The sequence below is a fragment of the Flavobacterium hydatis genome (assembly GCF_000737695.1).
GTDB classification, from domain to species: Bacteria; Bacteroidota; Bacteroidia; order Flavobacteriales; family Flavobacteriaceae; genus Flavobacterium; species Flavobacterium hydatis.
In genome coordinates, this window is record NZ_JPRM01000015.1 from 204,440 (window position 1) to 230,302 (window position 25,863).

General features: G+C 32.2%; 30 protein-coding genes and 1 tRNA gene. 15 read left to right on the forward strand and 16 right to left on the reverse strand.

The features are described from left to right. The first annotated feature begins 24 nt into the window (after positions 1–24). The 5 genes from IW20_RS11330 (at position 25) to IW20_RS11350 (ending at position 3,433) form a co-directional block, all read left to right on the forward strand. The gene (locus tag IW20_RS11330) at positions 25–387 is read left to right on the forward strand and encodes a glyoxalase superfamily protein (RefSeq protein ID WP_035622088.1); all 363 of its coding nucleotides are present in this window, start codon (positions 25–27) and stop codon (positions 385–387) included. Positions 388–553: 166 nt separating this feature from the next. Further along, complete coding sequence (locus IW20_RS11335) at positions 554–1,342, forward strand: PhzF family phenazine biosynthesis protein (RefSeq protein WP_035622090.1); 789 nt, start codon at positions 554–556, stop codon at positions 1,340–1,342. 17 nt (positions 1,343–1,359) lie between these two features. After that, on the forward strand, positions 1,360–1,890 hold the full coding sequence (locus tag IW20_RS11340; protein ID WP_035622092.1) for a GNAT family N-acetyltransferase: 531 nt from the start codon (positions 1,360–1,362) through the stop codon (positions 1,888–1,890). A 35-nt stretch (positions 1,891–1,925) separates the two neighbouring features. After that, complete coding sequence (locus tag IW20_RS11345; RefSeq protein ID WP_035622095.1) at positions 1,926–2,612, forward strand: DUF6058 family natural product biosynthesis protein; 687 nt, start codon at positions 1,926–1,928, stop codon at positions 2,610–2,612. A 29-nt stretch (positions 2,613–2,641) separates the two neighbouring features. After that, positions 2,642–3,433: an arylamine N-acetyltransferase family protein gene (locus IW20_RS11350; protein WP_051885705.1), complete on the forward strand. Its 792-nt coding sequence runs from the start codon at positions 2,642–2,644 to the stop codon at positions 3,431–3,433. Between the two features lie 114 nt (positions 3,434–3,547). Here the strand turns inward: IW20_RS11350 and IW20_RS11355 are convergent, their stop codons facing one another. From IW20_RS11355 to IW20_RS11385, 7 genes are read right to left on the reverse strand one after another with little or no spacing between them, the layout of a single operon-like run. Then, a complete protein-coding gene (locus tag IW20_RS11355; protein WP_035622096.1) occupies positions 3,548–4,570 on the reverse strand; it encodes a hypothetical protein in 1,023 nt (340 codons plus the stop codon). Further along, positions 4,548–6,176, reverse strand: coding sequence for an NAD(P)/FAD-dependent oxidoreductase (locus IW20_RS11360; protein WP_081912473.1), 1,629 nt, complete (start codon positions 6,174–6,176; stop codon positions 4,548–4,550). The genes IW20_RS11355 and IW20_RS11360 overlap by 23 nt, the downstream gene beginning before the upstream one ends. Next, positions 6,151–7,671, reverse strand: a complete 1,521-nt coding sequence (locus IW20_RS11365) for a polyamine aminopropyltransferase (RefSeq protein WP_035622098.1) — start codon at positions 7,669–7,671, stop codon at positions 6,151–6,153. The genes IW20_RS11360 and IW20_RS11365 overlap by 26 nt, the downstream gene beginning before the upstream one ends. Continuing rightward, positions 7,664–7,879 carry a DUF350 domain-containing protein gene (locus tag IW20_RS11370; protein WP_035622101.1) on the reverse strand — a complete coding sequence of 72 codons (216 nt, stop codon included), beginning with the start codon at positions 7,877–7,879 and terminating at the stop codon, positions 7,664–7,666. The genes IW20_RS11365 and IW20_RS11370 overlap by 8 nt, the downstream gene beginning before the upstream one ends. A gap of 11 nt (positions 7,880–7,890) precedes the next feature. Next, a complete protein-coding gene (locus IW20_RS11375) occupies positions 7,891–8,070 on the reverse strand; it encodes a hypothetical protein (protein ID WP_035622103.1) in 180 nt (59 codons plus the stop codon). A gap of 1 nt (position 8,071) precedes the next feature. Next, positions 8,072–9,304 (reverse strand): DUF4178 domain-containing protein, encoded by a 1,233-nt coding sequence (locus tag IW20_RS11380; protein ID WP_051885706.1) that lies wholly within the window; start codon positions 9,302–9,304, stop codon positions 8,072–8,074. Between the two features lie 3 nt (positions 9,305–9,307). Beyond that, entirely contained in the window at positions 9,308–9,724 is a 417-nt protein-coding gene (locus IW20_RS11385; protein WP_240478481.1) for an S-adenosylmethionine decarboxylase family protein, read from the reverse strand. A gap of 177 nt (positions 9,725–9,901) precedes the next feature. On the opposite strand from IW20_RS11385, the gene IW20_RS11390 reads away from it, so the two are divergent. The 6 genes from IW20_RS11390 to IW20_RS11415 all read left to right on the forward strand — a co-directional run bounded on the left by IW20_RS11390 (position 9,902) and on the right by IW20_RS11415 (position 14,331). Beyond that, positions 9,902–10,729, forward strand: a complete 828-nt coding sequence (locus tag IW20_RS11390) for a helix-turn-helix domain-containing protein (protein WP_035622108.1) — start codon at positions 9,902–9,904, stop codon at positions 10,727–10,729. 258 nt (positions 10,730–10,987) lie between these two features. Continuing rightward, a complete protein-coding gene (locus IW20_RS11395; RefSeq protein ID WP_035622111.1) occupies positions 10,988–11,953 on the forward strand; it encodes a nitrilase family protein in 966 nt (321 codons plus the stop codon). Positions 11,954–12,027: 74 nt separating this feature from the next. Then, positions 12,028–12,534 (forward strand): GNAT family N-acetyltransferase, encoded by a 507-nt coding sequence (locus IW20_RS11400; protein WP_035622114.1) that lies wholly within the window; start codon positions 12,028–12,030, stop codon positions 12,532–12,534. Positions 12,535–12,577: 43 nt separating this feature from the next. Further along, positions 12,578–13,357, forward strand: a complete 780-nt coding sequence (locus IW20_RS25340) for a hypothetical protein (RefSeq protein WP_051885707.1) — start codon at positions 12,578–12,580, stop codon at positions 13,355–13,357. A gap of 14 nt (positions 13,358–13,371) precedes the next feature. After that, a complete protein-coding gene (locus IW20_RS11410) occupies positions 13,372–13,992 on the forward strand; it encodes a hypothetical protein (RefSeq protein ID WP_035622117.1) in 621 nt (206 codons plus the stop codon). 21 nt (positions 13,993–14,013) lie between these two features. Next, positions 14,014–14,331, forward strand: a complete 318-nt coding sequence (locus IW20_RS11415) for a hypothetical protein (RefSeq protein WP_035622118.1) — start codon at positions 14,014–14,016, stop codon at positions 14,329–14,331. 311 nt (positions 14,332–14,642) lie between these two features. On the opposite strand, the gene IW20_RS11420 is transcribed toward IW20_RS11415, so the two are convergent. After that, positions 14,643–14,819: a MarR family transcriptional regulator gene (locus tag IW20_RS11420; protein WP_035622119.1), complete on the reverse strand. Its 177-nt coding sequence runs from the start codon at positions 14,817–14,819 to the stop codon at positions 14,643–14,645. Positions 14,820–15,025: 206 nt separating this feature from the next. On the opposite strand from IW20_RS11420, the gene IW20_RS11425 reads away from it, so the two are divergent. Next, positions 15,026–15,424 (forward strand): helix-turn-helix domain-containing protein, encoded by a 399-nt coding sequence (locus IW20_RS11425; RefSeq protein WP_035622122.1) that lies wholly within the window; start codon positions 15,026–15,028, stop codon positions 15,422–15,424. 69 nt (positions 15,425–15,493) lie between these two features. Here the strand turns inward: IW20_RS11425 and IW20_RS11430 are convergent. Then, positions 15,494–15,580 (reverse strand) — tRNA-Ser (locus tag IW20_RS11430). Between the two features lie 60 nt (positions 15,581–15,640). Further along, positions 15,641–16,516, reverse strand: coding sequence for a LysR substrate-binding domain-containing protein (locus tag IW20_RS11435; RefSeq protein ID WP_035622125.1), 876 nt, complete (start codon positions 16,514–16,516; stop codon positions 15,641–15,643). Between the two features lie 90 nt (positions 16,517–16,606). On the opposite strand from IW20_RS11435, the gene IW20_RS11440 reads away from it, so the two are divergent. Continuing rightward, positions 16,607–17,839, forward strand: coding sequence for an MFS transporter (locus IW20_RS11440; protein ID WP_035622128.1), 1,233 nt, complete (start codon positions 16,607–16,609; stop codon positions 17,837–17,839). 246 nt (positions 17,840–18,085) lie between these two features. Here IW20_RS11440 and IW20_RS11445 read toward each other — a convergent pair whose 3' ends face one another. The 6 genes from IW20_RS11445 to IW20_RS11470 form a co-directional block, all read right to left on the reverse strand. Further along, a complete protein-coding gene (locus IW20_RS11445; RefSeq protein ID WP_035622129.1) occupies positions 18,086–19,117 on the reverse strand; it encodes an asparaginase in 1,032 nt (343 codons plus the stop codon). Beyond that, entirely contained in the window at positions 19,107–20,243 is a 1,137-nt protein-coding gene (locus tag IW20_RS11450; protein WP_035622132.1) for a 1-acyl-sn-glycerol-3-phosphate acyltransferase, read from the reverse strand. The genes IW20_RS11445 and IW20_RS11450 overlap by 11 nt, the downstream gene beginning before the upstream one ends. 65 nt (positions 20,244–20,308) lie before the next feature. Beyond that, positions 20,309–21,088, reverse strand: coding sequence for a TatD family hydrolase (locus IW20_RS11455; protein ID WP_035622138.1), 780 nt, complete (start codon positions 21,086–21,088; stop codon positions 20,309–20,311). Positions 21,089–21,422: 334 nt separating this feature from the next. Beyond that, positions 21,423–23,063, reverse strand: a complete 1,641-nt coding sequence (locus IW20_RS11460) for a S41 family peptidase (RefSeq protein ID WP_035622140.1) — start codon at positions 23,061–23,063, stop codon at positions 21,423–21,425. 363 nt (positions 23,064–23,426) lie between these two features. Beyond that, complete coding sequence (locus tag IW20_RS11465) at positions 23,427–24,158, reverse strand: tetratricopeptide repeat protein (RefSeq protein WP_035622145.1); 732 nt, start codon at positions 24,156–24,158, stop codon at positions 23,427–23,429. A 2-nt stretch (positions 24,159–24,160) separates the two neighbouring features. Next, on the reverse strand, positions 24,161–24,745 hold the full coding sequence (locus tag IW20_RS11470; RefSeq protein ID WP_035622148.1) for an RNA polymerase sigma factor: 585 nt from the start codon (positions 24,743–24,745) through the stop codon (positions 24,161–24,163). A gap of 130 nt (positions 24,746–24,875) precedes the next feature. Between IW20_RS11470 and IW20_RS11475 the strand changes: the two genes are divergently transcribed. Beyond that, positions 24,876–25,175 carry a hypothetical protein gene (locus IW20_RS11475; protein ID WP_035622150.1) on the forward strand — a complete coding sequence of 100 codons (300 nt, stop codon included), beginning with the start codon at positions 24,876–24,878 and terminating at the stop codon, positions 25,173–25,175. A gap of 71 nt (positions 25,176–25,246) precedes the next feature. Further along, positions 25,247–25,831 carry a hypothetical protein gene (locus IW20_RS11480; RefSeq protein ID WP_035622152.1) on the forward strand — a complete coding sequence of 195 codons (585 nt, stop codon included), beginning with the start codon at positions 25,247–25,249 and terminating at the stop codon, positions 25,829–25,831. The last annotated feature ends 32 nt before the right edge of the window (positions 25,832–25,863 follow it).

Genomic DNA, 25,863 nt, shown 5'->3' on the forward strand with positions numbered 1-25,863 from the left:
TTTAATTATCTAAAAAAACAAATCATGGCAATTATAAGACCCATTTTTAGAATTTTTGATTATAAAAAAGCTGTCGAATTTTATGTTGATTGGCTTGGTTTTGAAATTCTTGACGAACATACTTTTGAAGAAAATTCGCCATTGTATATTCGTATTTCACTCGAAGGAATCGAAATTCATTTGAGTGAACACCACGGAGATTGTTCGCCAGGAGCAAAAATAATTGTTGAAGGTTTCGTCGGTTTAAAAGACTATCATCAAAAACTGATTCAGAAAAACTATAAATACAACAAACCCGGAATTGAAAAAGCTTTCTGGAACGAAAAAATCTACTGTGTAGAAGTTATTGACCCATTTGGCAACAAAATGATATTTACTGGAGAGTAATTTCACTACATAGGAACATAGTTTTTTAAAGTATTATAAAGGTGTTTCACTCTTACATTAAAACACAATAGAGTGACTAAAAGCATCGCCTTCTTATTTATCTCTTTTTTAGAGAATCCATTCTATGTCTCTATGTGTTAAATAAAAAACATAAAACTAACTTACAATGAAATTAAACTTATATCAAATAGACGCATTCACAGATAAAATCTTCGGAGGAAATCCCGCTTGCGTTGTTCCATTAGAAAATTGGTTGCCTGATGAAATCCTTTTAAAAATTGCAAAAGAAAATGCTGTTCCTGAAACTGCTTTTTATGTTGTTAACGATAAAAGAGTTCACTTGCGCTGGTTTACACCCGAAATTGAAATGGATTTATGCGGTCATGCAACTTTAGCAACGGCTCACACTTTAAAATCGATTCTTAATTATCCCGAAAACACGATCCTATTTGATACTTTAAGTGGTGAGTTAATCGTAACTATTGATAAAGATTTATATACTTTGAATTTTCCGTCAAGAAAACCTGTTCCTAGTGAACTTCCGGAGATTATCAGAGATTCATTAAACATTCAGCCTAAAGCAGTTTTAAAATCGAGAGATTACGTTTTAGTCTACGAAACCGAACAAGAAATTAGAGACATTGTAATCGACAGACAAACTTTTGATAAATTAAACCTTGATCCCGGCGGAGTTATAGTAACTGCAAAAGGAGTTCATTGCGATTTTGTTTCTCGATTTTTTACCTCACAAGCCTCAATTCTCGAAGATCCTGTTACAGGTTCTGCCCATTGTTCGCTAATACCTTATTGGAGCGAGCAACTTGGCAAAAAAGAAATGCACGCCAAACAACTTTCGGAACGAGAAGGCACCTTGTATTGTGTCGATAATGGCGAAAGAGTTTTAATAAGCGGTAAAGCAAAAACATATTCTACAGGAACATGCTGGATAGAATAAAAAACATTTAAACAATCATGGAAGTTATCATACGCCAAGAAAATAAAGATGACTATCCAAAGGTTTTTGAAATCATAGAGGAAGCATTTAAAGATGTAGAATACAGCGACCATAAAGAACAATTTCTAGTTGAAAAACTAAGAAAATCGGATGCTTTTATCCCAGAATTATCGCTTGTTGCCGAAGTCGACAATGAAATAGTTGGACATATTTTACTAACCAAATTACAAATCGAGAACAAAGATCAAACGTTTGATTCTCTTGCTTTGGCTCCAGTTTCGGTAAAACCAGAATTTCAAGGAAAAGGAATTGGTGCAAAACTGATTCTAGAAAGTCATGCCATCGCAAAAAAATTAGGTTACAAATCGATAATTCTTTTGGGCCATGAAAACTATTACCCAAGATTTGGATATGAACTAACAAACAAATACAATATCGAAATGCCATTTGACGTTCCTGCAGAAAACTGTATGGTAATTTCGTTAACCGAAAATGGATTAGATGGCGTAAGCGGAATGGTAAAATATCCAGCCGCTTTCTTAGAATAATTTTTAATCGCAATAAAACAATAAACCCAAATAAAATGGCGGATTTAAATTTAAAATACATTGCAGAAAATTATATTGAACTCGAAGAAATATCAAGATCAATACGTATTTCTGTAGATAAACTACATCAACTTATTGAGGCTAAACTCATGCCTGAACCTTCTTATATCATAAATTCGGAAATAACGATAAGTTCTTCTTTAAATGATAGTCATAAAACTACTATCGTTAGAAAATACTTTCCTAATAATATTTTGGAACTTATAAAAGCAAATGCTGAAAAAGCAAATGCTGACGAATTCAAAGCAAAGTTTAAGGAAAACCTATTATCATATTTAAAAAACCACAACCATAAAACATTTGCTTATGGGAATGTTTTTGATGAAAATCAGAAAATAGATTCTAATAAAGCTGAAGAAGCTCTGGAAGAAGAATGGGATTATTACTGCAAAGGTGTTTATGGAATTTGTACGATAAACAATAACGAAAATGCCATAATCGAAAAAGAAATTGCCGTAAAAAGAATCCTTGATTTTATCGAAAAGAAGTCTGCAATATTAACTCCCGAAGAAAAAGTAAAACTAGAGGAACTGAATGCTGAATTTAACAAAGTTACAAGTTCATTTGCTCCTTATCAGCGAGAATTAAGTAGTAGAGGTAAATATCTCGACAAACTCCTAAAAGAATTCTCTCTGGATGAATTAATTCAAAAATACAATTAAGTCGACGATTAATTAAAACTTATAATGAGATGACAAAACAAGCAAAATCAAATCCGATAGATTCAAGTAATTTTGTTTTACAAGATTACTTGGACAGAATACATTTTGTTGGCGATGTTAAATCAAATATCAAAAGCATTAGTAAATTAATGCAATGCCAATTGTTTACTATACCATTTGAAGACTTAGATGTTCAGGCAGGAAAAACCATTTCTTTGCAAGGAAACGATATTGTCGATAAACTCATTAATCGCAAGCGTGGTGGGTATTGTTATGAACTTAATGGTTTATTTGCTCTAATGCTCCAAAAAATGGGTATTTCGCATCGTTTTGTTGCCGCTCGTCCGTTGGTAACGCCAACTGAAAATCCTAAAACACATATTGCGATTATTGTGACCGTTGAAGATGAAGAATATTTGGTCGATTTAGGCTTTGGTGGCAACGGAATAAGAGAGCCTTTAAAACTAAATGATACTACGGCTGTACAACAAGGTTCTGAAACTTTTGCTATAGCAAAAGCAGAAAACGGAGATTATCTATTACAAACTTTATTACATAACGAATGGAAAGACTTATATTCTTTTGATTTATCGCATCAGGAATGGATTGATTTTAAACCTGCCAATCATTATAATTCAACTCATCCGGATTCCTTTTTTACCCAAAATCTTGTTGTTGTTCTACAAAATACATTAGGCAAGAAAATACTATTTAAAAACACATTCAAGTCTATTGAAAACGGAAAAGCTCAAAGTTATATTTTCGAACCAGAAAAACTTGATAGCATTTTAGCGACTGAGTTTAATTTGACAAAGTCGTAATAATTAAAACTATCTGATGATTGATGAATAACTTGTACTAAAATAAAAACTATTAATAAATTTATATTTTGATGCCGAAACGCAGCAAGTTGCACAACAATCAATATAACAAGATTAGGATTTCTTAGACTTCCATATAAATCCATCGAGTAAGTAATGTGTAAACTGTGGCACCGTTAGCAACGGGACAATTACAAATTGCCAACTAGAAAAATCAAAAGTTTTGAGCGAGAAATTGTCATTCCAAACCAAAATCTCCCATAAAAACTCTTCTGTAAATGCGATCACTAATAAAATCCCCACATAAATAAGGATTGCATTATAGCTTTTTAAATAACTAAAAACTCCCGAGTTTGTGTTTGTCTTGTTTTCGATTTCTCTAAAATAAACCAGTGCCATATATGGAATTCCGTGAGAAACTACATTTAACAAAGTAAAAATAAGATCATCATTAAAATAGACAATCCCAAAATACCATGAAAGTGCCGTTCCTAGAATGATTGCATTTTTAGGAACATTAAAAAACCTATTGGCTATACTTTTATAAGCTGTATAGATTATGTAAATCGTTATAATAATGACATAAACCCAGAATAATACTTCTAATAAAAATGTGTTATGGAAACGAAAAAACTCATTTTCGACAAACCAATTGAATTTTCTTTCGGAAGAAAAGAACCAATACAACATCGGATAACCTGTTGAAGCATAAATCGCAAAATTATCAATACAAACCGAAAGTCTTGTTTTCTCTTCGTTTCTGGCATACAATCGCATAAAACCATATTGCTGCCTTATAAAATGAAAAACTGCCACATAAGCTAAAAAGGACCAGAATACCAAACTTCCAAAAGAAAAAAGAACGATACCAATAGCAAAACAAATTGCGGGTAAAACCAATAATCTTTTCTTGTTCTTCCTGAATTCATCGGCTACAAAATAGGTTTTGAATAAAGTTGCATAAACATGGGCAACATCAATAAAAACGATTAAAAAAAGCCATGTGTAAAACGAGTACTCATTTTCAATTTGAGTAATATAATCTTGAAATAAGAAAATAATAGCCAATACAAAAAAAGACGGGCCAATGATAAAAATCAGATCAGTTTTGGCTTTATGAATCCAGGGTTGTTTCATCTAAAATTTGGTTTACGACATTAATTCCGTGATGAAAAGCTTCTTCAAAAATTGATATTCCTGACAAATCTGTATGGGCAAAATAAATAGAATTTTGAATGTTTTTTGAAGCTTGTTTTTTAGCTTCTCCAAAAATAAATCCTGGTGCCGGACTAACCATTCCGTGTCCTAACAAAAAAACTTCCATTTCTTCAGTACTATTTTCAATATCAGGATGTGCAATTTTCAAATCGGCTAAGACAAATTGTTTCCAATATTCTTTATCTTTTTTATAGAGCTCTTTCCTCGTTTTTCTTAAATCTGATGAGGAGAAACTATAATAATAAGTAATTACTTTTTTGTCCTGAATCTGGTTTAAGGATTGATGCTGATCATAAATATATCCTAATCCTTTTGCACCATAAATAACATTGTCCCAAGAAAGAGGAAAACTAAAATTATCGGATAAATTAGTCAAAGTTAAAGTTGCTAAAAGCCAAGGTGTGTACTGAAATTCTTTAGTATATTCTTTTCGATCTTTAATAAGATACTGGTTTACAAACTGGGGTGTTGCCATAATTACTTTGTCTGCAACAATCTCTACCGAAACCTTTTTAACATCATCAAATACTTTGGCAATAACCTTATTATTTTCGGTCTTTACTTCATAAACCAAATGATTTTTTAGTGTTTTTTTATTGGTGTATTTCTTTAGATGAGTTGCTAATCTTGCGTTTCCTTCTGGCCAGGTTAAAACACTTTCTTTTTTATCAGAATTAGCATCTTGTTTTCTTCCAGCAAAATAATGGATTCCAGCCCAAGCCGAAACATAATCTATACCAAGACCAAAATCATCTTTGCAACAATAATCGATATAATGAAATAAAGGTTCGGTTTTAAAATCATTCTTTTCAAACCATTCTTTCATTGTCATCTTATCCAAATTTCTGGTTTCAATATCATTTGAAGAAAGATAAACCGGAATGTCAAATAAGTACTTTTCGTCTTTTCCTTTTCCTATCCGAAAAGCATCCATTAATTTAAAAAATCTTTCAAATTCCAAATCTTGATCTTTAGAATTCCCTTCTTTAGGAACAACTCCATCTTGCCAATTATTTTTATAAAACAAACGCTCGTCTGGCGCAAAAGACAACTGTAATTCATCAAAAACGGGAAGTCCTTTCTGATCGTATCCCAGTATGATTTTTTCTTCTTCTAGAAATTGTAATAATTCTTTATCCTTAAAATTAGGCAATGGCAAATAATGCGCTCCAAGCGGAAATTTAGAATATTGATTTTCCCCATTAGAAGAATTCCCTCCCAAATGTCCTTCTAATTCAACGAGAAGAAAATCTGAAATTCCTTTTTTCTCAAATTGTCTGGCGGCACTTAAACCCGAAATCCCTCCTCCCACAATAAGATATGGAATATGAATTTGACTGGCTGGTTTCGGAAAGTCTTTAATCCAAAGTCGATGTCCTAAAAGATGATTCGTTCCCGACAACCGAATTAATAACTGGATTATTTTATCTGAACAAAATTGTAAAAAAGGGATTAACAACAAAGAAGCGCCGATTCCTTTTACAAAATTCCGCCTTGATTTACTGTAGTTTTCCCCATTCTTCATCAAAATAACGTACTAAAATTTGGTTGTCTAAACGATTGATTTCAATTTCATTTGAGATCATATCTTTGGTAAAATAATTAAATCTATCGAATTGATAATTATAGAATTTTAATCCCGGAGCTTTTCTGTTTACTTGATTAAAAGTAGTTCCAAAACCGTTAATTGCGATTGTATAACCCCATTCTCCAAACGAAGGCACATAAGCATGATACGCATCGACCTGAGGAAAAACCTGCATTACAGTTTTGTTGATACACCAAAATGATTTTGGAGCAAAATAAGGGGATGTAGTCTGGATGACAATAGCTGCATCGGGTTGCGAAATACTTTTTATCGTTTGATAAAAATTAAGAGAATATAACTTTCCTAAACTATAATTAGACGGATCTGGAAAATCGATAATCACAACATCAAATTTCTCCTGACAACTTTTTGCCCAAATGTATGCGTCTGTATTAATGATTGTTACTTTAGGATTATTAAGCGAGCCTTGATTAAAACCAGTTAATATTTTATTGACTTTAAACAGCTTTGTCATTCCCTGATCCAAATCAACTAAAGTAACTTTTTCTACTTCTTTGTATTTTAAAATTTCGCGTACTGCCAAACCATCACCGCCACCTAAAACTAAAACATGCTTTACACTTTTGGCAATAGACATTACGGGATGAACTAAAGCTTCGTGATAACGATATTCATCGGTAGAACTAAATTGTAGGTTGTTATTTAAATATAACCGGTAATCGCTCTTATTATGCGTGAGAACGATACGCTGATATTGGGTTGAATTAGTGTAAATGATATTCTCTCCATAAAGCTTTCCTTCTGAATAAGACAAAATGGAATCTGAAAAAACAAAAACACCTAATAAAACTAGAAATGAAGTAACTGCTTTTGCTTTTAAGAAATAACCGTTCTTTAATTCTTTTTTTAGAAGAAAACACAAGACAATTGCAATACTCACATTAATCATTCCGAAGAATAATGATGTCCCCATAATTCCTAACTTCGGAACTAAAATTAACGGAAAGAGTATCGATGCCAATAAAGCTCCGATATAATCAAAAGTAAACACATTAGAAACTAAGTCCTTAAACTCTACTTTATCTTTTAAAATATTCATTAGTAACGGTATTTCTAATCCGACTAAAAAACCTGTTACAAAAACAAGGAGATATAAAACGAATTGAAAATACTCGACACTTTCGAACAATAAAAACAAAACAACAGAACTCAATCCGCCAATTAGTCCAACTAATATCTCGATTTCAACAAAAGTATTGAGTAAGTTTTTATGAAAAAACTTTGAAAAGAAAGAGCCTATACCCATTGAAAACAGGTACACTCCAATAATAAATGAAAATTGTTTTACCGAATCTCCTAATAAATAACTAGCCAGAGTACCCGCAACAAGCTCATAAACAAGCCCGCAGGTAGCAATAATAAATACTGCAAACAGCAATAAAAATTCAAATTTAAGAAACTTTTTACCCATGAATTGCGGCACTTATAATCATTGAGATACCAATGATGAATGATGCAAACACAATTGCAACAGCTATATTATTTTTCTGAGCTACCTCTTTCCAAGTATTCTCAGGAGTAATTTTTTCGATTATGAAATAGGCAACCAATAAGATTACGATTCCTATAAGAGAAAAAATGATCGAATTAACGATAGGTTGTAAATGTATTAAGTCCATACTTTATAGGTTTATTTATGATAAAAGCGGTTAACGGAACTACGATTTCCTGATGTACTATATTTTTCTGTTGTTTCGCAATCGCAAATTCTGTTTCCTGAATAGGCGAAATACAAATAAGTTGCAAAGCAAAATAGTCCTATTGCTAATGCTGCTAAATTATTCTTTATAAAATCTAAAAAATCTTTCATATTACTCGTCTTGATAAGGTGAATAATCGCTATACTCCCATCTTTTCTTTTCAAAATTTATTTTACAATATCTAATAACAATAAAAACAACTATCATAAACCCAATAACTATCCATACGTTGTAAAAGGATGGTTTGTTCCAAATTGCGTTTACTTTTATTACATTATTACTTATATCCTCAGGAGCTTTTTGTGGAGTAATTACAAAATGGTATTTTCCTGCTTTAACTCCGCATATATTAAACTCTACCGATTGATCTCCTTCAATCCAATTTTCGCCATCTGTATAACCATGATAATACTCTACATCTTTATTAGCATGTAACTCTTCATTTGTATTTTCATCGACCAAAGCAATATCTACGTTTGCCCAAGAATTATCTACATCAGAAGATACACGAATTGTCATAGGAGCAGATCCACCTTTTAAAACAAACGAAGAACCAAAGATTTCTTTGTTATTAAATTCATCAAAAGTGGCTTCTTTATAAAACACACTTTGTTCTGATTGATCTTTGTATATAAGCCAGTTAACACATACAATTATTAAGGCAACGAAACAAAAAATTATTGCTGTATTTCGTAAATCAAAATAGTATGGTCTCGTAATATTTACACCCGTCTGGTATGGTAAATTAACCGCCGGAAATCCTTTTCTTATTTCAGTTTTACTAATATACTCTCCTAGAAAGGCAGTTTCAACACCATTAATTTTTTCAACAGAAATCATTAACGGCGGGTTAATATATTCTACCATATGAATTTTGTAGACAGGCAAAGAGAAATCAAAATATCCCTGAGCATTTTCTATATCTACATCGCAATATTCATAAATATCAAATACAATCCCGTTATGAGTTACTATTTCAGGATGTTGTTTTGCATTAAATTGATCTTCTATTTCGGTTAAAAAGATCCAATTTCCATCTGATTCAGAAAGATAAACCAAATCCCCCTTTGGGCTTTCCAAAATGTATTCTGTCCAATTATAACTCTCAGATACTTTCTTAACTATTGCAGCGACAACGGTATATTCTATTCCTTTAAGAACTCCTTTATCTCCTATTTTAAAAGCAAAATCATTTACTTCAGGTTTGAATTTTGATTTTAAACGAAGTTGTCCATCGCCCTCAGATGAATATAAACTATGACAATTCGGGCAAACAAAATTTACGACTTCAAAACCTATTTCTAAATCGGTAACGGTATCACAACTGAAACAAGGAACTTTCATATACTAACGATTAATTTCAAAATCTTTTATAATTGTTCCTTCAAAATAACTAATATAATCAGCCATAACATCTCTTACCTTTTTAGAATTATCTTGCTGATAATTACACAAATAAACATCTAAAGTTAACTGATTGTATTCGGGCCAAGTATGTATACAGATATGAGATTCTTTTAAACAAAATGAAATAGTAAAGCTATCATTATCAAAATCATGGACAACAATTCCTACTTTTTCTAATTGATAAGTCTCTAGAATTGAATTGGTGATAACAACAAAACCATTACTATCCTTTAATTTTTGAACTTTATCTACGTGTAAGGTTACCAGTTTATGCAAACCTGGTGAATAAGCGGGTAAATCCATTAAAATATTTATATACGCTCCAAATGTATAATAATTTTTGGATAATTTTAACAAGAAGGATATGATTTGAATTCCTCATATAATTACTTAAACAAGTCTGATTTCACAAACTGTTTTCAAGATTAGCTAAAGCTTTATGCTTAAATTAAAAGTAAAAAAGAGTTTAAGGAAATAAGATTTTTTAAATTTGCATCTAAACTTTTTTGAATTTAATAAACAAAATAGGTTTTTATGCAAGTTTTACCTCCAAAGGAATTATCACCTTATATCAAACACTATCTTTTTTTAGAAAATAAAGGTAATGATACTCAGAAGCTTCGTTTGTTTTCTGATGGTAATACTGGCGTTGTGTTCTCTTTAAAAAGTAAGCTTATTTCAGGTTATAGCAATTATGAAGCGCAGAATTACTTGCCAAGTTCGTTTTTGTACGGTCAACTAAATGGTTTTAAAGATATTTATTCGGGCAGCGAAATGTCTATCGTAATTGTCGTTTTTCAACCTAACGGAATCAATCAATTACTAGGAATTACAAGTAGCGAACTCCGTGATACTATAATCACTATCGATGATATTTTTGGTTTGGAAGGAATTGAGCTTCAGGAAAAACTATCCGAACAAACTACTATTCAGGAAAGATTAAACCTTTTAAATCATTTTTTTAAAACGCTTGAAGCGAAAAAACCACTATCAAACCAATTGATTGCGGCGGCTTCATTAGATTTCATCTTTAAAAGCAAAGGCCAGTTTTCGCTCAAACAATTAGTTGATTATACAGGTTATACCGAAAGACATATCGAAAGAAAATTTACAGAATGCGTTGGATTAAATCCAAAGAAGTTTGGCAATATTGTAAAGATTCACGGCTTTTTAAAACTACTCAAGAATAAATCGGAAGACACAAATCTTACCACAATTTCTTATGATGCAGGGTTCTCGGATCAATCTCATCTTATACGGGAATTTAAAAAACATACCGGAATGACTCCCAAAGAATATTTGTATAATGCAGGAAAACTAACGAATAACTTTATAGAAACTGTTCCTGCTAAAGCAATTTAATACGTTACTAACTTAAGTTGTCAAAAAGGAACGCGGATTATACGGATTCGCTAAGGCGAAAACACGGATTAAAAACGGATTTCATATCTATCTATTTTAAAAATCCGTTTTAATCCGCGCTTTTACTTTTGTAAATCCGTATAATCCGCGTTCCTTTCGCAAAGAGTTAAATAGAATTTCACAGATTAAAATGTCGGTTTTATACAATTTGTAAATTATCGGCAACGCTATTTTTGCCTAAAATTAATAGCGTATAATATGAAAAATCTAAAAATAGCCACAGCACAGTTTGAGAATAAAAGCGGCGATAAAAACTATAATTTATCTGTAATCGAAAAACTCTCGCAAAAAGCATCTAGCGAAGGTTGTAATGTAATTGCGTTTCACGAATGCTCTATAACCGGATATACATTTGCAAGGCATTTATCGAAAGAACAAATGCTGAGTCTTGCAGAAGTTATCCCGAGCGGAGAAAGCATCTTAAAACTTACCGAAATAGCCAAAAAGAATGACATCGTAATATTAGCAGGACTTTTTGAAAAAGATGAGAACGATAATTTATTCAAAGCCTATGTTTGCGTAGATAAAAATGGTTTGGTTGCCAAGTACCGAAAACTACATCCATTTATAAATCCCTACCTAACACCTGGAGATAACTATTGCATCTTTGAAATCAAGGGTTGGAAATGCGGAATCTTAATTTGCTACGACAATAACATTATCGAAAACGTACGTGCAACAACACTTTTGGGTGCCGATATTATTTTTATGCCACACGTAACAATGTGTACTCCTTCTACCCGACCTGGCGCTGGTTTTGTTGCACCTGAGCTTTGGGAAAATCGCGAAGCCGACCCAACTTCGTTACGATTAGAATTTGACGGAATGAAAGGTCGTGATTGGTTAATGAAATGGTTGCCTGCAAGAGCATATGACAATGCTATTTATGCTGTTTTCTCAAACCCAATTGGTATGGACGATGACCAATTAAAAAATGGTTGCTCGATGATTATTGACCCTTTTGGTGATGTAATCGCCGAATGTCGTTCTTTTGATGACTCTTTTGCAACAGCAATAATTACTCCCGAAAAATGCATTCAGGCTGGTGGAAATCGTTACATAAAAGCTAGAAGACCAGAACTATATAGAGATATTATTGAGCAAGAACACAAATCGGAACAGAATGTAGTCTGGTTAAACACCAACGAAAAAAGTAAAAACTAATAATTTTACAGACGTAAAGCATCGGAAAGATTTATCTTTGAGGAATTGATTAATCTACAGAATAAAACACTACAATGGAATTTTTTAAAACTACAAACGAAGATATTGATGCCGTTTTCGATATCTATAATGAAGCTACGTCTTATCAAAAAACAGTTAATAACAAAAGCTGGAGAGGTTTTGAAAAAGCATTAATAGAGAAAGAAATTGCCGAAGACCGCCATTTTATAATCAAAGATGAAGGGGAAGTTGCCTGTACATTTGTGCTTACTTTTAATGATTTGATTATCTGGAAAGAAGCTGCTCAAGATCCTGCAGTATATCTTCATCGTATTGCTACGAACCCAAAATTTAGAGGTCGTTCTTATGTTACAAAAATCATAGAATGGGTAAAAATATATGCCAAAGAAAATGGTAAATCTTATATAAGACTAGACACACATAGCGGAAACGAAAGAATAAACAAATACTACACGAGTTGCGGTTTTGATTTTAAAGGTGTTAGCGTTATCGAATGGACTAGCGAATTACCGGAACATTACAAAGAAGGTTCTTTTAGCTTGTTTGAGATTAAATTATAAAGATTTTCTCAAGTATTTTAATAAACAATAACCTCATAACAAAATGAAGAAATTACAAATTATTTTATTTTTTGCTGTATTACCGATATGCAGTTATGCACAAATAGATCAATTAACTTTTAATCATCAAGTAATTGATTTCTCAACTCCTCCAAGAACTGGAATATATCCTATGTCTTTGAAATTATTGGATAGTTATAATTCGGGAGGACCAACACAATTTGGAACTATATTGGAAATTTATGGTTTGTATGCACACCAAACCAGTCAATTAAATTTCGGAGGGTGGGATAATTCAAAAATAAGATACCGACAAGCATTCTACGGTGAAAACACTTGGTCTGAATGGACTACATTACTGGATTCTAAAAACGATGTTGAATCAGCAGGAAGTTTAAAAATTAATGGGACTGCAAATCATTATATAGCAAATGGCAATTTATTGATTGGGAAAACTACTCAACAAAATACCAATTATAAACTTGATGTTAATGGATCAATTAGAGCTAATGAGATTAAAGTAAATCTAGATGGAGCCGATTTTGTTTTTGAAAAAGATTATAAGCTAATGCCTTTAGATGAATTAGAGAAATTTGTAACAGTTCAGAAGCATTTGCCTGAAGTTATAACTGCCGAAAAAATGAAAGAAAACGGAGTTGATTTAGGAAGCTTAAATTCCAAATTTTTACAAAAAATAGAGGAATTGACGCTTTATGTAATTGAACAAAACAAAAAAATTATTGAACTTGAAAAACAGAATGAAAAAATTAAAATTCTCGAAGAAAAAATTAAAATAATAGAATCTACTTCCAAATCAAAATAATATCAATTCAGAGTATGAATACACATAAAGATTTTCAGGTTGGACAATGGGTTAAATCCTATTCAAAAGGAATTCATCGAATTGAGAAATTTGTTCCTATTGAGTTTGAAGAATATCATTTCTTCGTTCGTGCTATAACAAAAGATAAGATTGGAACTTTAGATGAACCTTTTGTAATACTGAAGCGTCTTTTTAATTCAAAATTCAAAAAGCAAGTAGGTACAGATTTTTGCTCGAGTACATTCTTAAAACCAATATCTGCAGAAGAAAAAGCTAATGTTGACGAACAATTAAAGCTAAATCCAAAATTCATAACAGATTTGGACAAGTATAGTCTTTCAAAATTTGAATCGAGATATGGATTAAACATACATATTTCTGAAGAAACAAAATCTATTCTTCCGGAACTGGCTTTGTTTATAAGAGAAAGAGGTAAAACGTTTACAGAAATATTCGAATGGCTAGATAATAAAAACTGTAAAAATCTTTTGGATAACAGAAGTAGTTTAGGCAATAATGATCGTTCGCATTATCTGCAATTTATAAATTGGAGCTACGAAACGAGAGATAACAAACTCCTGTTTACAGATTTACTAGCATTTACTCCTAACGTTGAAAGAATTGATTTAGGATAACAAAGTTAAAATCTACTAAAGATGGACAAATTGAATTATTTAATAGAATATGTTTTTGTTGGACTTGAAAACCTAAATGATGGATTTGATTCTGAATCAATATATTATTTTTCTGAAGATGATTTTGAAATCGTTCTTGATAGAGTAGAAAAACTTGGAATTGAAATTTTAGGAATTGAACCTTGGAAAAACGGAGAGTTTTATGATGTACTTGGTCCAGACGATTTCAACTCTGATTTAAAATGGTACCGAAAAGCATTTATTAAATTTAAAGAAAGTGGAGAAAATCTTCAATATGCCGCAAGTTATAAAGTCTCATCTAAGCTATTAAATAGATAAAAGAGATTTGTAATTATATAACGAACCCCTTGTGCATAAAATAAATCAACGCTAAATGTTGTAAAGAAACATAAAAAAATATGCTCATTAATTATTTTTTATCACGGAGAACGCAAAGATTTTCGCAAAGTTCACTACCATTTAAGTTGTGTTTACATAATTTAAGTACACAAAGCTTTGTGAACTTTGTGTTTTTACTAAACTTAGTATATTTAAAAACTTTGCGTTCTCTGTGGTAATTTTTTTTCTCTCCACACATTTAGCGTTGCTCCAATAAAACTTCGCAAGGGGTTTTAGTTTAAATTTAAAACTTATTTTGCTTCCCAAAAACAACGTTTAGGAGAAACTATTAAGCCTTCGTCCTTCAATTTTTTCATAGCCTTATCTACTTCTTTACGATCTAATTTAGTTAACTCAACTACTTTACCTGCATTTACAGGCTGTTCAGCTTTTTTTATAGCATCTAATACTTGATTTTTGATTTCCATAATTTCTATATTTTGGTAAAATGCAAAAATAGTCAATATTTACTTACAAAAAATAAATATTGCTTTTGAAAATTGATAGATTGTGTTTTAATAAATCATCTGAAAAACTGTATTTTTGTATAAATATTGAAAACCGTATCTTACAAAAACAAGCCTGTTTTTTACTAAAATCTATTTTCTCTAAAAATTTTAAATATCTTTGATTTATGAGCGCAACAACAAAACCATATCATATAGGGCGTAAAATAAGCCGTATTCGTGAACTTAAAGACATGAAACAAGAAGCACTTGCACAGGCTATGGGAACAAATCAGCAAGCAATTTCTGCTATAGAAAACAGTGAAAACATAGACGAAGAGAAACTTAAAGAAGTAGCAAAGGCTCTTGGAGTAACTGTTGAAGCAATTAAAAACTTTTCAGAAGAAAATGTGATTAATTATTTTAATAACATTTATGATAATGACTTTAGCTATAGTAATGGAGCCATTCAATCAAATAATTGTTCATTTAATCCTCTTGACAAAGTTGTCGAACTTTACGAACGTTTAGTTCAGGCTGAAAAGGATAAAAATGAATATTTGGAAAAACTATTAAAAGGGAAGTAAATGTCCTTTAAATTTATATAAAAAATAAAAAAGCGCAATTTCAATTAATTGAATTTGCGCTTTTTTTTGCAGAGAGGAAGGGATTCGAACCCTCGATACAGTTACCCATATACTAGCTTTCCAGGCTAGCTCCTTCAACCACTCGGACACCTCTCTAAATTAGGTTTGCAAATAACACGAAAAAAAACGAGGTAATAAAATAAAATCGACTAATCCTTACATACTTTTCTTAAATTCTTCTATAAATAATTTTACTGCCTTTTTTTGATACGCCCCTTCTATCGTTAACATAAATGAATCTCGTTTAGTCTCGACTCCAGTAATGTTAATCGCTTTTATATTATCCCATCCTCTCAGAGCTTTCTCGGTTACAACTGTTGCCCAATAATCGCCATCGCCCACCAATCGCAATAATGCCTGAACTGCATTTAATTCAATAGAAACTTTAGGTTTCATGTTATTTTTCAAAAACAATTCATCAAGAAACTCTCTAGAATTAAATCCTTTTACGGGCAAAATAAGCGGAAGTTCTTCTATCTCTTTAAAGGGGATTTTATCTAAAACGGCTAATGAATGCGTTTTTGAAACTGCCAACACCAACTTTGATGTAAACAATGGAAATTTTTGAAAAGGAAGTTCTATTTCATTAGAAGAAATGACCAAAACCAAATCTAATTCATTATTCAATAGCTTTTTTTCTAAAGGCTCAGTTGTGCCATATTCAACAACAATTTTTAAATGCGGGTATGTTTTGGCAAACAAATCGACAATTGGCAAAACCAAAAGTCCAAAAATATAAGTAACTCCAATTCTGAGTTCTCCGCCAATCATTTCGTTCAAATCATCAATAGCCTGTTTACCACTCTGAACGTTTTCTATAACTTGTTTCGCATGAATCAGAAATACCGAACCCGCCTCCGTAAGCTGCACTTTCTTGCCAATCCTAACAAACAAAGGAAGACCGAGTTCCTCTTCCAACTTTTTTATTTGTTGTGACAATCCCGATTGGGTCACAAAACACAATTCGGCCGCTTTGGTAAAATGAAGTGTTTCGGCAGTTTTTATAAAATATTCTAGTTGAAAGATTTCCATATCGATTAGACAAAGTAATTATTATCAGTAAAATTATTAATTTTTCTAATGAAAACATAATCCCGAACTTTGTAAAAAAGTTTCACAATCATGTTTAAAGCATTAAAATCAAAGAACTTCAAGTTATTCTTTTACGGTCAATCAGTTTCGGTTATTGGCACGTGGTTGCAAAAAACTGCCGTAAGTTGGATGGTTTATAGCATTACGGGTTCCGTATTCCTTTTAGGACTAACGACGTTTTTAAGCATGATACCGTCTTTATTCTTAGCACCATTAGCAGGAAGTATTATTGGACGTTACGACAGACATCGCAGTATGATTGTACTACAATCTTTGGCAATGCTTCAAGCGGGTGCATTGGCCTTGCTGATTTATCTAAAAATATACAACATCAATTATATCTTAGGGCTAAGTTTGTTTCAAGGAGTCATAAATGCATTCGACATGACTTGCAGACAAACCATGATGGTCGAGATTGTAGATAACAAAGAGGATTTACCAAATGCAGTTGCCTTAAATGCTACTCTAAACAATTTTGCCCGAATTGCTGGTCCTGCTTTGGCTGGAATTATTTTGCACAATTATGGCGAAGACATCTGTTTTATTGGAAACTTCCTAAGCTACATTCCTGTTTTGGTTTCTTTATTAATGATGAAAATCACGCCTCACATTAAAGCAACCGATAAGCTTAAAATGCTAGAAGACTTTATAGAAGGTTGGGATTACGTTAAAAAAGAAACCGAAATGGCAAAAATGCTTCTGATGTTAATGTGCAGTAGTTTATTTGTAATTTCTTTCAATACACTTATGCCAGTTTTTGCAAAGGATATCTTTAGCGGAAACGCGCAAACTTTTAGTTGGTTCGAGAGTGCGGCTGGTATTGGTTCTGTCTTATCGGCTATTTATCTGGCTAACTTAAAAACATCGCAAAACATGAATAAAATAATGATTGCTGCCAGCTTGTTGTTAGGATTTAGCATTATTATTTTGGCTTATTCAAGCAGTTTAACCATAGCACTTATTTGCATGGCATTGAGTGGCGTTGGGATGATGGCACAAACCTCATCAATAAACATATACATACAAACCCAAAGTGCCACACATATGCGTTCCCGAAGCATTAGCTATTACCTTATGGCATACCAAGGAATGATTCCTGTGGGAAGTTTAATAATTGGATATCTATCACATTTTATAGGAACCCGAAATACTGTTGCCATTCAAGGAGTAATCTGTATACTTTCAGTAATTGTTTATGTGTATTATAAAAACCGTAGTTCTCAAGAAGAGTTTGGAACTTGTGAGGTTCGTTATAAAAACTAGTTTTACAACAATTCATTTTTTTTTTACCATATAAGTGATGTAAGTTCATTAAAGTTTGAGCTTCTTTAAGTTTAGCTTATATTTACTTAAATCACTTATATGTTTAATTGAATTTAAAGAGAAATCTTCGCAAGTACTGCCAATCTTTGTCGAGTTTCTCGTGAAGATTTCTCGTCCCTCGAAATGACAATATTGGGGAAGATTTTCACTAAAATGAACTTAAATCACTTATATCTTTAACTAAATTTAAAGAGAAATCTCACCGCGTAAAGCAGTTTCAAAAACAGTCTTGAAATTTTCTGCTTCGATTCCGTGACCTAACAAGTACATTAGTTTTGTAATTGCTGCCTCAGTTGTGATGTCTTTTCCAGAGATTACACCAAGTTCTTTAAGAACTGTACTTGTCTCATATTGTCCCATATTCACACTTCCACCCGAACATTGTGTTACGTTTACAATGTGCATACCAGACTGAATGGCTTTTTTAATAGCATTAAGAAACCAATCTTCTGTTGGTGCATTTCCAGATCCGTAAGTTTCCAGAACAATTCCTTTTAAGTCCGGAATTGCCAATATTGCTGCCAAAACTGGTTCGCTCATTCCAGGAAACATTTTTATTATGGCAACGTGATTGTCTAATTTTTTGTGAACGATTAATTTCGAAGACGTTTTTATAGGCAAAAACAAATGCGAATTTAATTTTAAATGCACTCCAGATTCTACCAATTCTGGGTAATTTGGAGCTGTAAAAGCTTTAAAATGTTCCGCATTTACTTTAGATGTTCTGTTACCACGGTATAATTTGTATTCAAAATACAAACAAACTTCATTGATTACAGGTTTTCCGTCTTGCTGAAGTGAAGCTATCTGAATCGCTGTGATAAGATTTTCTTTAGCATCAGTTCGCAAATCCCCAATTGATAATTGCGAACCCGTAAAAATCACAGGTTTAGATAAACTCTCCAGCATAAAACTTAATGCCGATGCAGAATATGACATGGTATCTGAACCATGAAGAACTACAAAACCATCAAAAGACTCATAATTATCTTCTATAATCACGGCAATTTTTGTCCATTCTTCAGGATTCATATTCGATGAATCAATTGGAGTATCAAACGAAACCGTTTCGATTTCGCAATCCAATTGTTTCAACTCAGGAATTTTTTGTAATAATTTACTAAAGTTGAAGGCTTTGAGCGCTCCAGTCTCAAAATCTTTGCTCATACCGATAGTTCCACCGGTATAAATTAAAAGTATTTTGGCTTTAGATGACATCTTGGTATTTTAATTTGTTGACAACAGGATTTGCATACATACATAAAAAACCTTGTCTTGTAACAGGATTATCACTTCCGATACGCATTTCTAAACGACGCTCAAAAAGTAATTTTTCATTTTCTTTATACAAATGAGCAAATTTATCGGTTTTGTTTAAAATATCGTAAGCGATAAAATTAGTTGGCCATAATTTATAATTCTTTAATATCGAATCATCTATAGCTTGTGCCAATGCTTGAATTTGTTTATTCGAATTGTCATTTTCAGCAGCAATCAGGTCAATTTCTTTATCTAGAACATCTCCTACCGAAATATGTATTCTCTTTTTAGTTCCCATGATACCACTTAAAATGGTCATGAAATCTTCATTTTTTTCTTTAATGTAAATCTCATTATTCGCTTCTGCCATTAATTGTGGCATTTTCAAAGCATCGGTTGGGTCATATTCGTATGAAATCGAAACAGGAACTATTTTCATTTTCTTGAAATAATCCATCAGGTTCGCTTCATCAGATCCCATTCCTAACATTTTAAGAACACCAGGATTTGTAGCGTCATTTCCGTCTTTGGTTCTTCCCTCACGTTGTGCAATCCAAACCGAACGGTTCTCACGAAACAATAAATGTCCGATATACTCCGATAATAACTTAGAACTTTGCAACATTTCACGAGGCGAAAGACCACGTAAAACCAAGAAATTACGATTTAATTTAGCCAAAACATTCAAGAACGCTTTTTTAACCAAATTATCTCCAATTGCCGAAGCAGTCATTACCAAACCATGCTCAAACAAGCAAACATTTAATAATGTTGTATCTAAAAGAATGTCTCTATGATTAGAAACAAATAAGTAAGAAGTGTTTTTTTCTAGTTTCTCGAATCCCGAAGTTGTTAATCCTTCTGAACTTCTTTCGAGAACTTTTTGAATTGTCTGATAAATAAAATTGCATTGAAAATCACGAATAGAGTGAGTTCTCTTCAATTGTTCCTTCCAAACTTCGTCGTCTAACTCTGGAAATGAAAAGTTCATCATGGCTTTCATCATAGGATGATTTGCTACACCATGAAGGGCTTCATTTACTTCTGAATCATAAAACGGTCGAATCGCATCAAATTTCTGCATTATAAATATCTATTTTTAAGTGGACAAATGAACAAAAAAAAAATTAAAGTATCATACGTTCTAAGTTAAATCCCAAAAACGTCTTTTGAATTTTGGGTAGTTACCACTGCTATTTCTTCTTCAGAAACGTCATATATATCGGCTAATTTTGATACAACGTTCAGCAAATAACTACTTTCGTTTCGCTTTCCGCGAAAAGGAATTGGTGCTAAATATGGCGAATCGGTTTCGAGAACAATATGTTTTAAATCGATTTGATTCAGGAATTGGTCGATTTTTCCGTTTTTAAAAGTCACCACACCACCGATTCCGAGTTTCATATTATAAGAAATCGCCTGTAATGCTTGCTCGTGAGTTCCAGTAAAGCAATGAAAGATACCAAATAATTCATCTGATTTTTCTTCTTCTAAGATTTCAAAAATCTCATCAAAAGCATCACGACAGTGAATAACGATTGGTAATTTATATTGTTTTGCCCATTGAATTTGAGTTCTAAAAGCAATTTGTTGTTCTTTTAAATGGGTTTTATCCCAGTATAAATCAATTCCGATTTCGCCAACTGCGTAGAATTTTCGTTTTGCTAATTCTGTTTCTACATGTTTAAGCTCATCGACATAATTATCTTTTACGTAAGTGGGATGCAAACCCATCATTAAGAATACATTATCTGGATATTTTTGCTCCAAATCATACATAGATTGGGTGCAAGCTGCATCGATAGCAGGAATAAAAAAACGAGAAACACCAGCATCAATCGCTCTCTGAATCATCTCACCTCGATCTTGGTCAAATTCCTCTGAATATAAATGTGTATGTGTATCGGTAATAATTGTTGTTGGGTTCAATTTTATAATTTTAAAAGCCCAAAATTACGACAATAATAAAAACTTTCCCAATTTGATTACAATAACCAAATTTTGCTGTAAAATACAACATCAAGCCTCATGATAAATAGTACGCAGATTAAACGGATTCACTAAAGTGAAAACGCGGACAAAAACTGATTTTCTATTCGTAATCTTTTCAGAACGAGTAACAAGTAATAAGTATTGCGTAGACGCACTGCGGTGCGTCTCTACAGAAAACCTTTGCGACTTTGTGCCTTTGTTCCTTTGCGCCTTTGTTCCTCTGAACCTAGTCCCTTCTCCCCAATATTGTCTTTATTGACAAACTGAGTCACTATACTCCTGTTTCAATAAATTTTATTGCACGGTCTAGAACCTCATCTTTCCCTTGCTGAATCCCTTCAATTGTAGGTTTAACTTCGATATCAGGAACGATTCCTATTCTTTGTGTTTCGCGTTTATCAGGATAATAAACACCAATTCCTGAATATCTTGTATGAAATTCTTTAAAATCAAGTTCTGTTACATTTCCATCAGCTCCACCCGTTTGGCTTCCTATAATTGTAGTATTTCCAGCAGTTTGAAAAGACATCGCAGTCCATTCAGCCTGACTCATAGAATCTTCGTTAAGCAATACAATAACTTTACCCTTATAATGATCTTTGTTTTCAGAGCCACAATTTGTTCCTTCTGTCCATTTAAATCTTCCCGGATAACTAAAATCAGGATAGGTGTAAATTGCAAATTTTTCTTCGTGAGCATTTAAAAATTTAGAGATTTCTTCATAAGTTCCGTTTGGATAATTTCTCATATCAAAAACAATAGCTTTTGTAGATTTTAGTGCTTCAATCATATCCGGAATATGTCTAACTTTTATAACTCCCATATTCACATATCCAATATTTTTATCCAAGAGTTTAAACTTATCCTTCTTTTTCATTGCTCCCTTTTTAAACTCATTTCTATGAGAATCATGATAATCAAACCAAGTCATTGCTTTTATTTCGGACTTTCCATCCTTTAAAAATTCAACTTTAACATTATCTGAATCAGACATCAAAATTGAGCCTACAATTTTATTTAGATAAGAAGCTTCGTTTGAAGCACAAACAAGATCCCTATTTTCTAAAATAAGCGTTGCAATGGTTTTATCATTTATTTTAACAATTACATCTCCTATTTTAATATTACTTGCTTCTGCCAGACTATCACCCAAAATTTCTGTAACCACCATTTTCTCATCAATTATTTTACAATCAGCAGGGAAATAGTATTTCATACTTTTGTTAGATTCATACGTCACAAATTCAACATGACTATCATTGAGTCTAGTAGACATTCTTGTCATTGTTGCGTAAAAATCATTCTCGTTTTTCGCTTCAAGAACTAAAGGCAATATCTCATCTAGAGTTTTATCCCATTTTTTATCCATAAGATATTTGTCTGGAAAAAAGTATTCTACTAGATTCCAATACATACACATCCATAAAATTCTTGAATTTTTATTATCGTACTTAAGATCAAAATAATTTCCGTTTTTAAAAGGATTATACCCTGGTCCTATTTCCTCATCGGTCTGGAATCTATTATCCTCAATAAACCTCAATTTGGCAGAAAGTTTTTTCGAAAATAATTTATTGCTGTCAATCCAGCTTATGTCAAAGTTCTTATCAAAATACGCTACATCTTTTGGCGCAATTATTGGCGCAATATCTTTTACTTCACCTAGAGAATCTATCCAATTTTCCATAACCAATGAAAACTCTTTTTTAGTTTTCGCTTGTTCTATTTTCGGTAAGACTTCGAGAAGTTGGTTGTCCCAGTTAAAATCGCCTTTGGCAACTTTTGGGTGGTAATATTTTAAAAAGCCCCATACTTTACAGGTAGCAGCTAATTTTTCGGTTTCGGTAATTTTGGTTTGGCTAAAAATGGTATGTGAAAAAACAAGAAGAATAAATAGGGTAATTTTTTGCATTCAGTAAAAAGGTTAAAATTATAAATAGTTTGAGGTTAGTGTAATTGCGGAATCGAATTTAGAAATTAAAATCCGAATTTGATTACAATCATAAAAAAAGCAACAAAAAAATGTTGCTTTAATTTCTATTTATCATTGTTTTACACGCAATCTTGTTAGGCTGAGCATATCAATAATATTATGGTAAATGGTACGCAGATTAAACGGATTCGCAAAAGCGAAAACGCGGATAAAAACTGATTTTTTCTATTCGCAATCTTGTCAAACTGAGCGGAGTCGAAGTCCTGTAAGTAACTCCACAAAAAAAATTCGCAAAGCATCTTAACTCTTTGCGAATCTTTGTGTGTTTAGCGAAATAATCCTTTAATCTAATTCGTTCAAGAGATCTTGTACATCATCATAACCTTCATAATCTTGAGAAATCGTTTCTAAAATATCTTTGCACGATTGATAATCTTTCTGTTTTAATTTGCTCAAAGCAAGATTCCATAATGCTTTGTCTTTATAAACAGATGTTCCCGTTTTTAATTCATTAAAGACAGCTTCGGCTTTCTGGAACTCATTTTCTTGTAATAAAGCAACACCATAAAAATACTGAATCTCGGGTGTTTTAATTTCTTTTAGAGTTTCCTCAAAAAGCGGAATTGCATCTTTATATTTTCTGGCATTAAATGCTACTTCAGCTTGTTTTAATGCAATATTTGCATCTCCTCTTTCGGTAAAAGTAGCTTGCTCTGGATGATTAAAATCTTCAAAAACAGGATTCGAATCATAGTTAAAAAAGAACAAACCAATTAAAACTGCAACAGAAGCTGCAACTGCATAATACCAAGGTTTTAAAGATACCGCTTTATTTTTTTTCTTCTTTTTATTAAAATGAGTATTCGAAATCTGAGTTAGATTTTCTTTAAATTCTTCTCTTTCTTTTTTATACCCAAATTTGGTTTCCAAATGAAGATTTACGTTTTTAAAAGTCTCAAATGCCGTAACAAATTCTGGATTTTCGGCTAATTGTTTCTCAAAACTTTTTTTTTCTTCAACAGTCATTTCTCCCTGAAGATATTGATCGAATAATATATAGCGTTCTTCGTTCATGACTACTTATTTTTTAGAGATTTAAAGTTCTTACTTTCCTGAATCCACTCTGTTAACTGACCAATACAAAGCGATTTCTTTTTGCGAACATAACCATAAGTTACATTTAGTTTCTCGGCTACTTCTTCCATCGATTTTATCGTAAAACTCAGCTTTAACAATTCCTGACATTTCTCTCCTAATTTATGGAACATGACATCAAACAATTGTTGTTTCTCTTCAAATTCTTCGGTTTGATCAACCAATTCATGTGCAGATTCATTTATAGATGCTACATCTTCGTTAATTGTTACCCCTTTATTCGATGTTTTTTTTAATTCATTAAGCCACTTTCTTTTACATAGCAAGAAAAAGTAAGCATCAAATGGGCAAGTCAATTGTAGTGCATTGGCTTTAGCCTGATTAAAAAGCAAAATCATTATTTCCTGAACCACATCTTGCGCCTGATCCTTATCGCCAGAATTGTTCATTATATACGAAACCACTTTAGGAACAAACTTTTTATAGATAGATTGAATCACCGCCGAATCATTTGCGGCAAGCCCTTCAATATACATTTGATCAGGATGAATTTTAGTTTGGCCCATAAAACGACTTTTTAATTAGCTAATGTAAAAAAAATCCGAAAATAAATCTCCATTTCAGGGGTAACAATTATATAATCAAGTTGATATACCAAAACAAGAATCTTTTAAAACAATTAAAAAATTAAGAGAAATGGAAAGTTATCAATTTATAAACGAGAAAAATTTAGACCAATTTCATAAGATGCTTTCTACCAAAATCCGAAATGGTTTTGTAATTGTCGAGCATAACGAGAAACTTCCTTATGTAGTTTTATCCAAAGAGAAAAAAGAAATAAACCATTCCCTGCACTTATTCTTTACCTGCATTACTCTAGGCTTATGGTCGATAGTTTGGATTTATCTAATCATCACCCTTTCTAAGAAAAAAAATATTCTTGTTGCCTTAGACGAAGATGGAAATCTATTTGAAGAAAAATGCCTTTTAAAATAAACCCGAAACTAGGGTAACAATTATTCCAACAAAAACATCTATTACTATAATAACTATTAAAACTAGAAATCATGAAAACACTACCAACTTTGATATTATCTATCGCAGTTTTTGCAATCTCGAGTTGCGATAATGACAATGACCCAACAAATAATGTTTGCGACTCAACCTATGTTTCTACACTTATTACAACTGCCTTTACAACCGCAAATGGTTATGACGACATTACAACAATGGATTTGGAAACACACGAATATACCATCCAGATAAATGCTAATGGAGAAATTTGTACTGTAGGATATCAAAACCCAACTACTTATACAGGCGGTTATACTATCGAGATTACAAACACTACAACAAGTGCCACTTATTCAGGGATTCATACTTTTTCTCAAACCACACTAGATTATCAATCTATAACTCCAGTACCAGTAGCTTCAGGTGATATTATTACTGTAAAAAGAACCATTCTGCCAGGTTACACCGTACTCAACCAAACTGTAGGGCGTATTTTAAGAAAAAACAATTTTACAACCGTGCCATATCCTATCACTCAAGGTAATGCTGTTTTCTTAAGTTCTAATTTTTATGGTGCCGGAGGTCCTGTTCCAGATTACGCACAACCCTATATTGCCCTTGGTTTTAAAGTAATTTAAAAATAAACCAAAAACAGGGGTAACAAATCTTT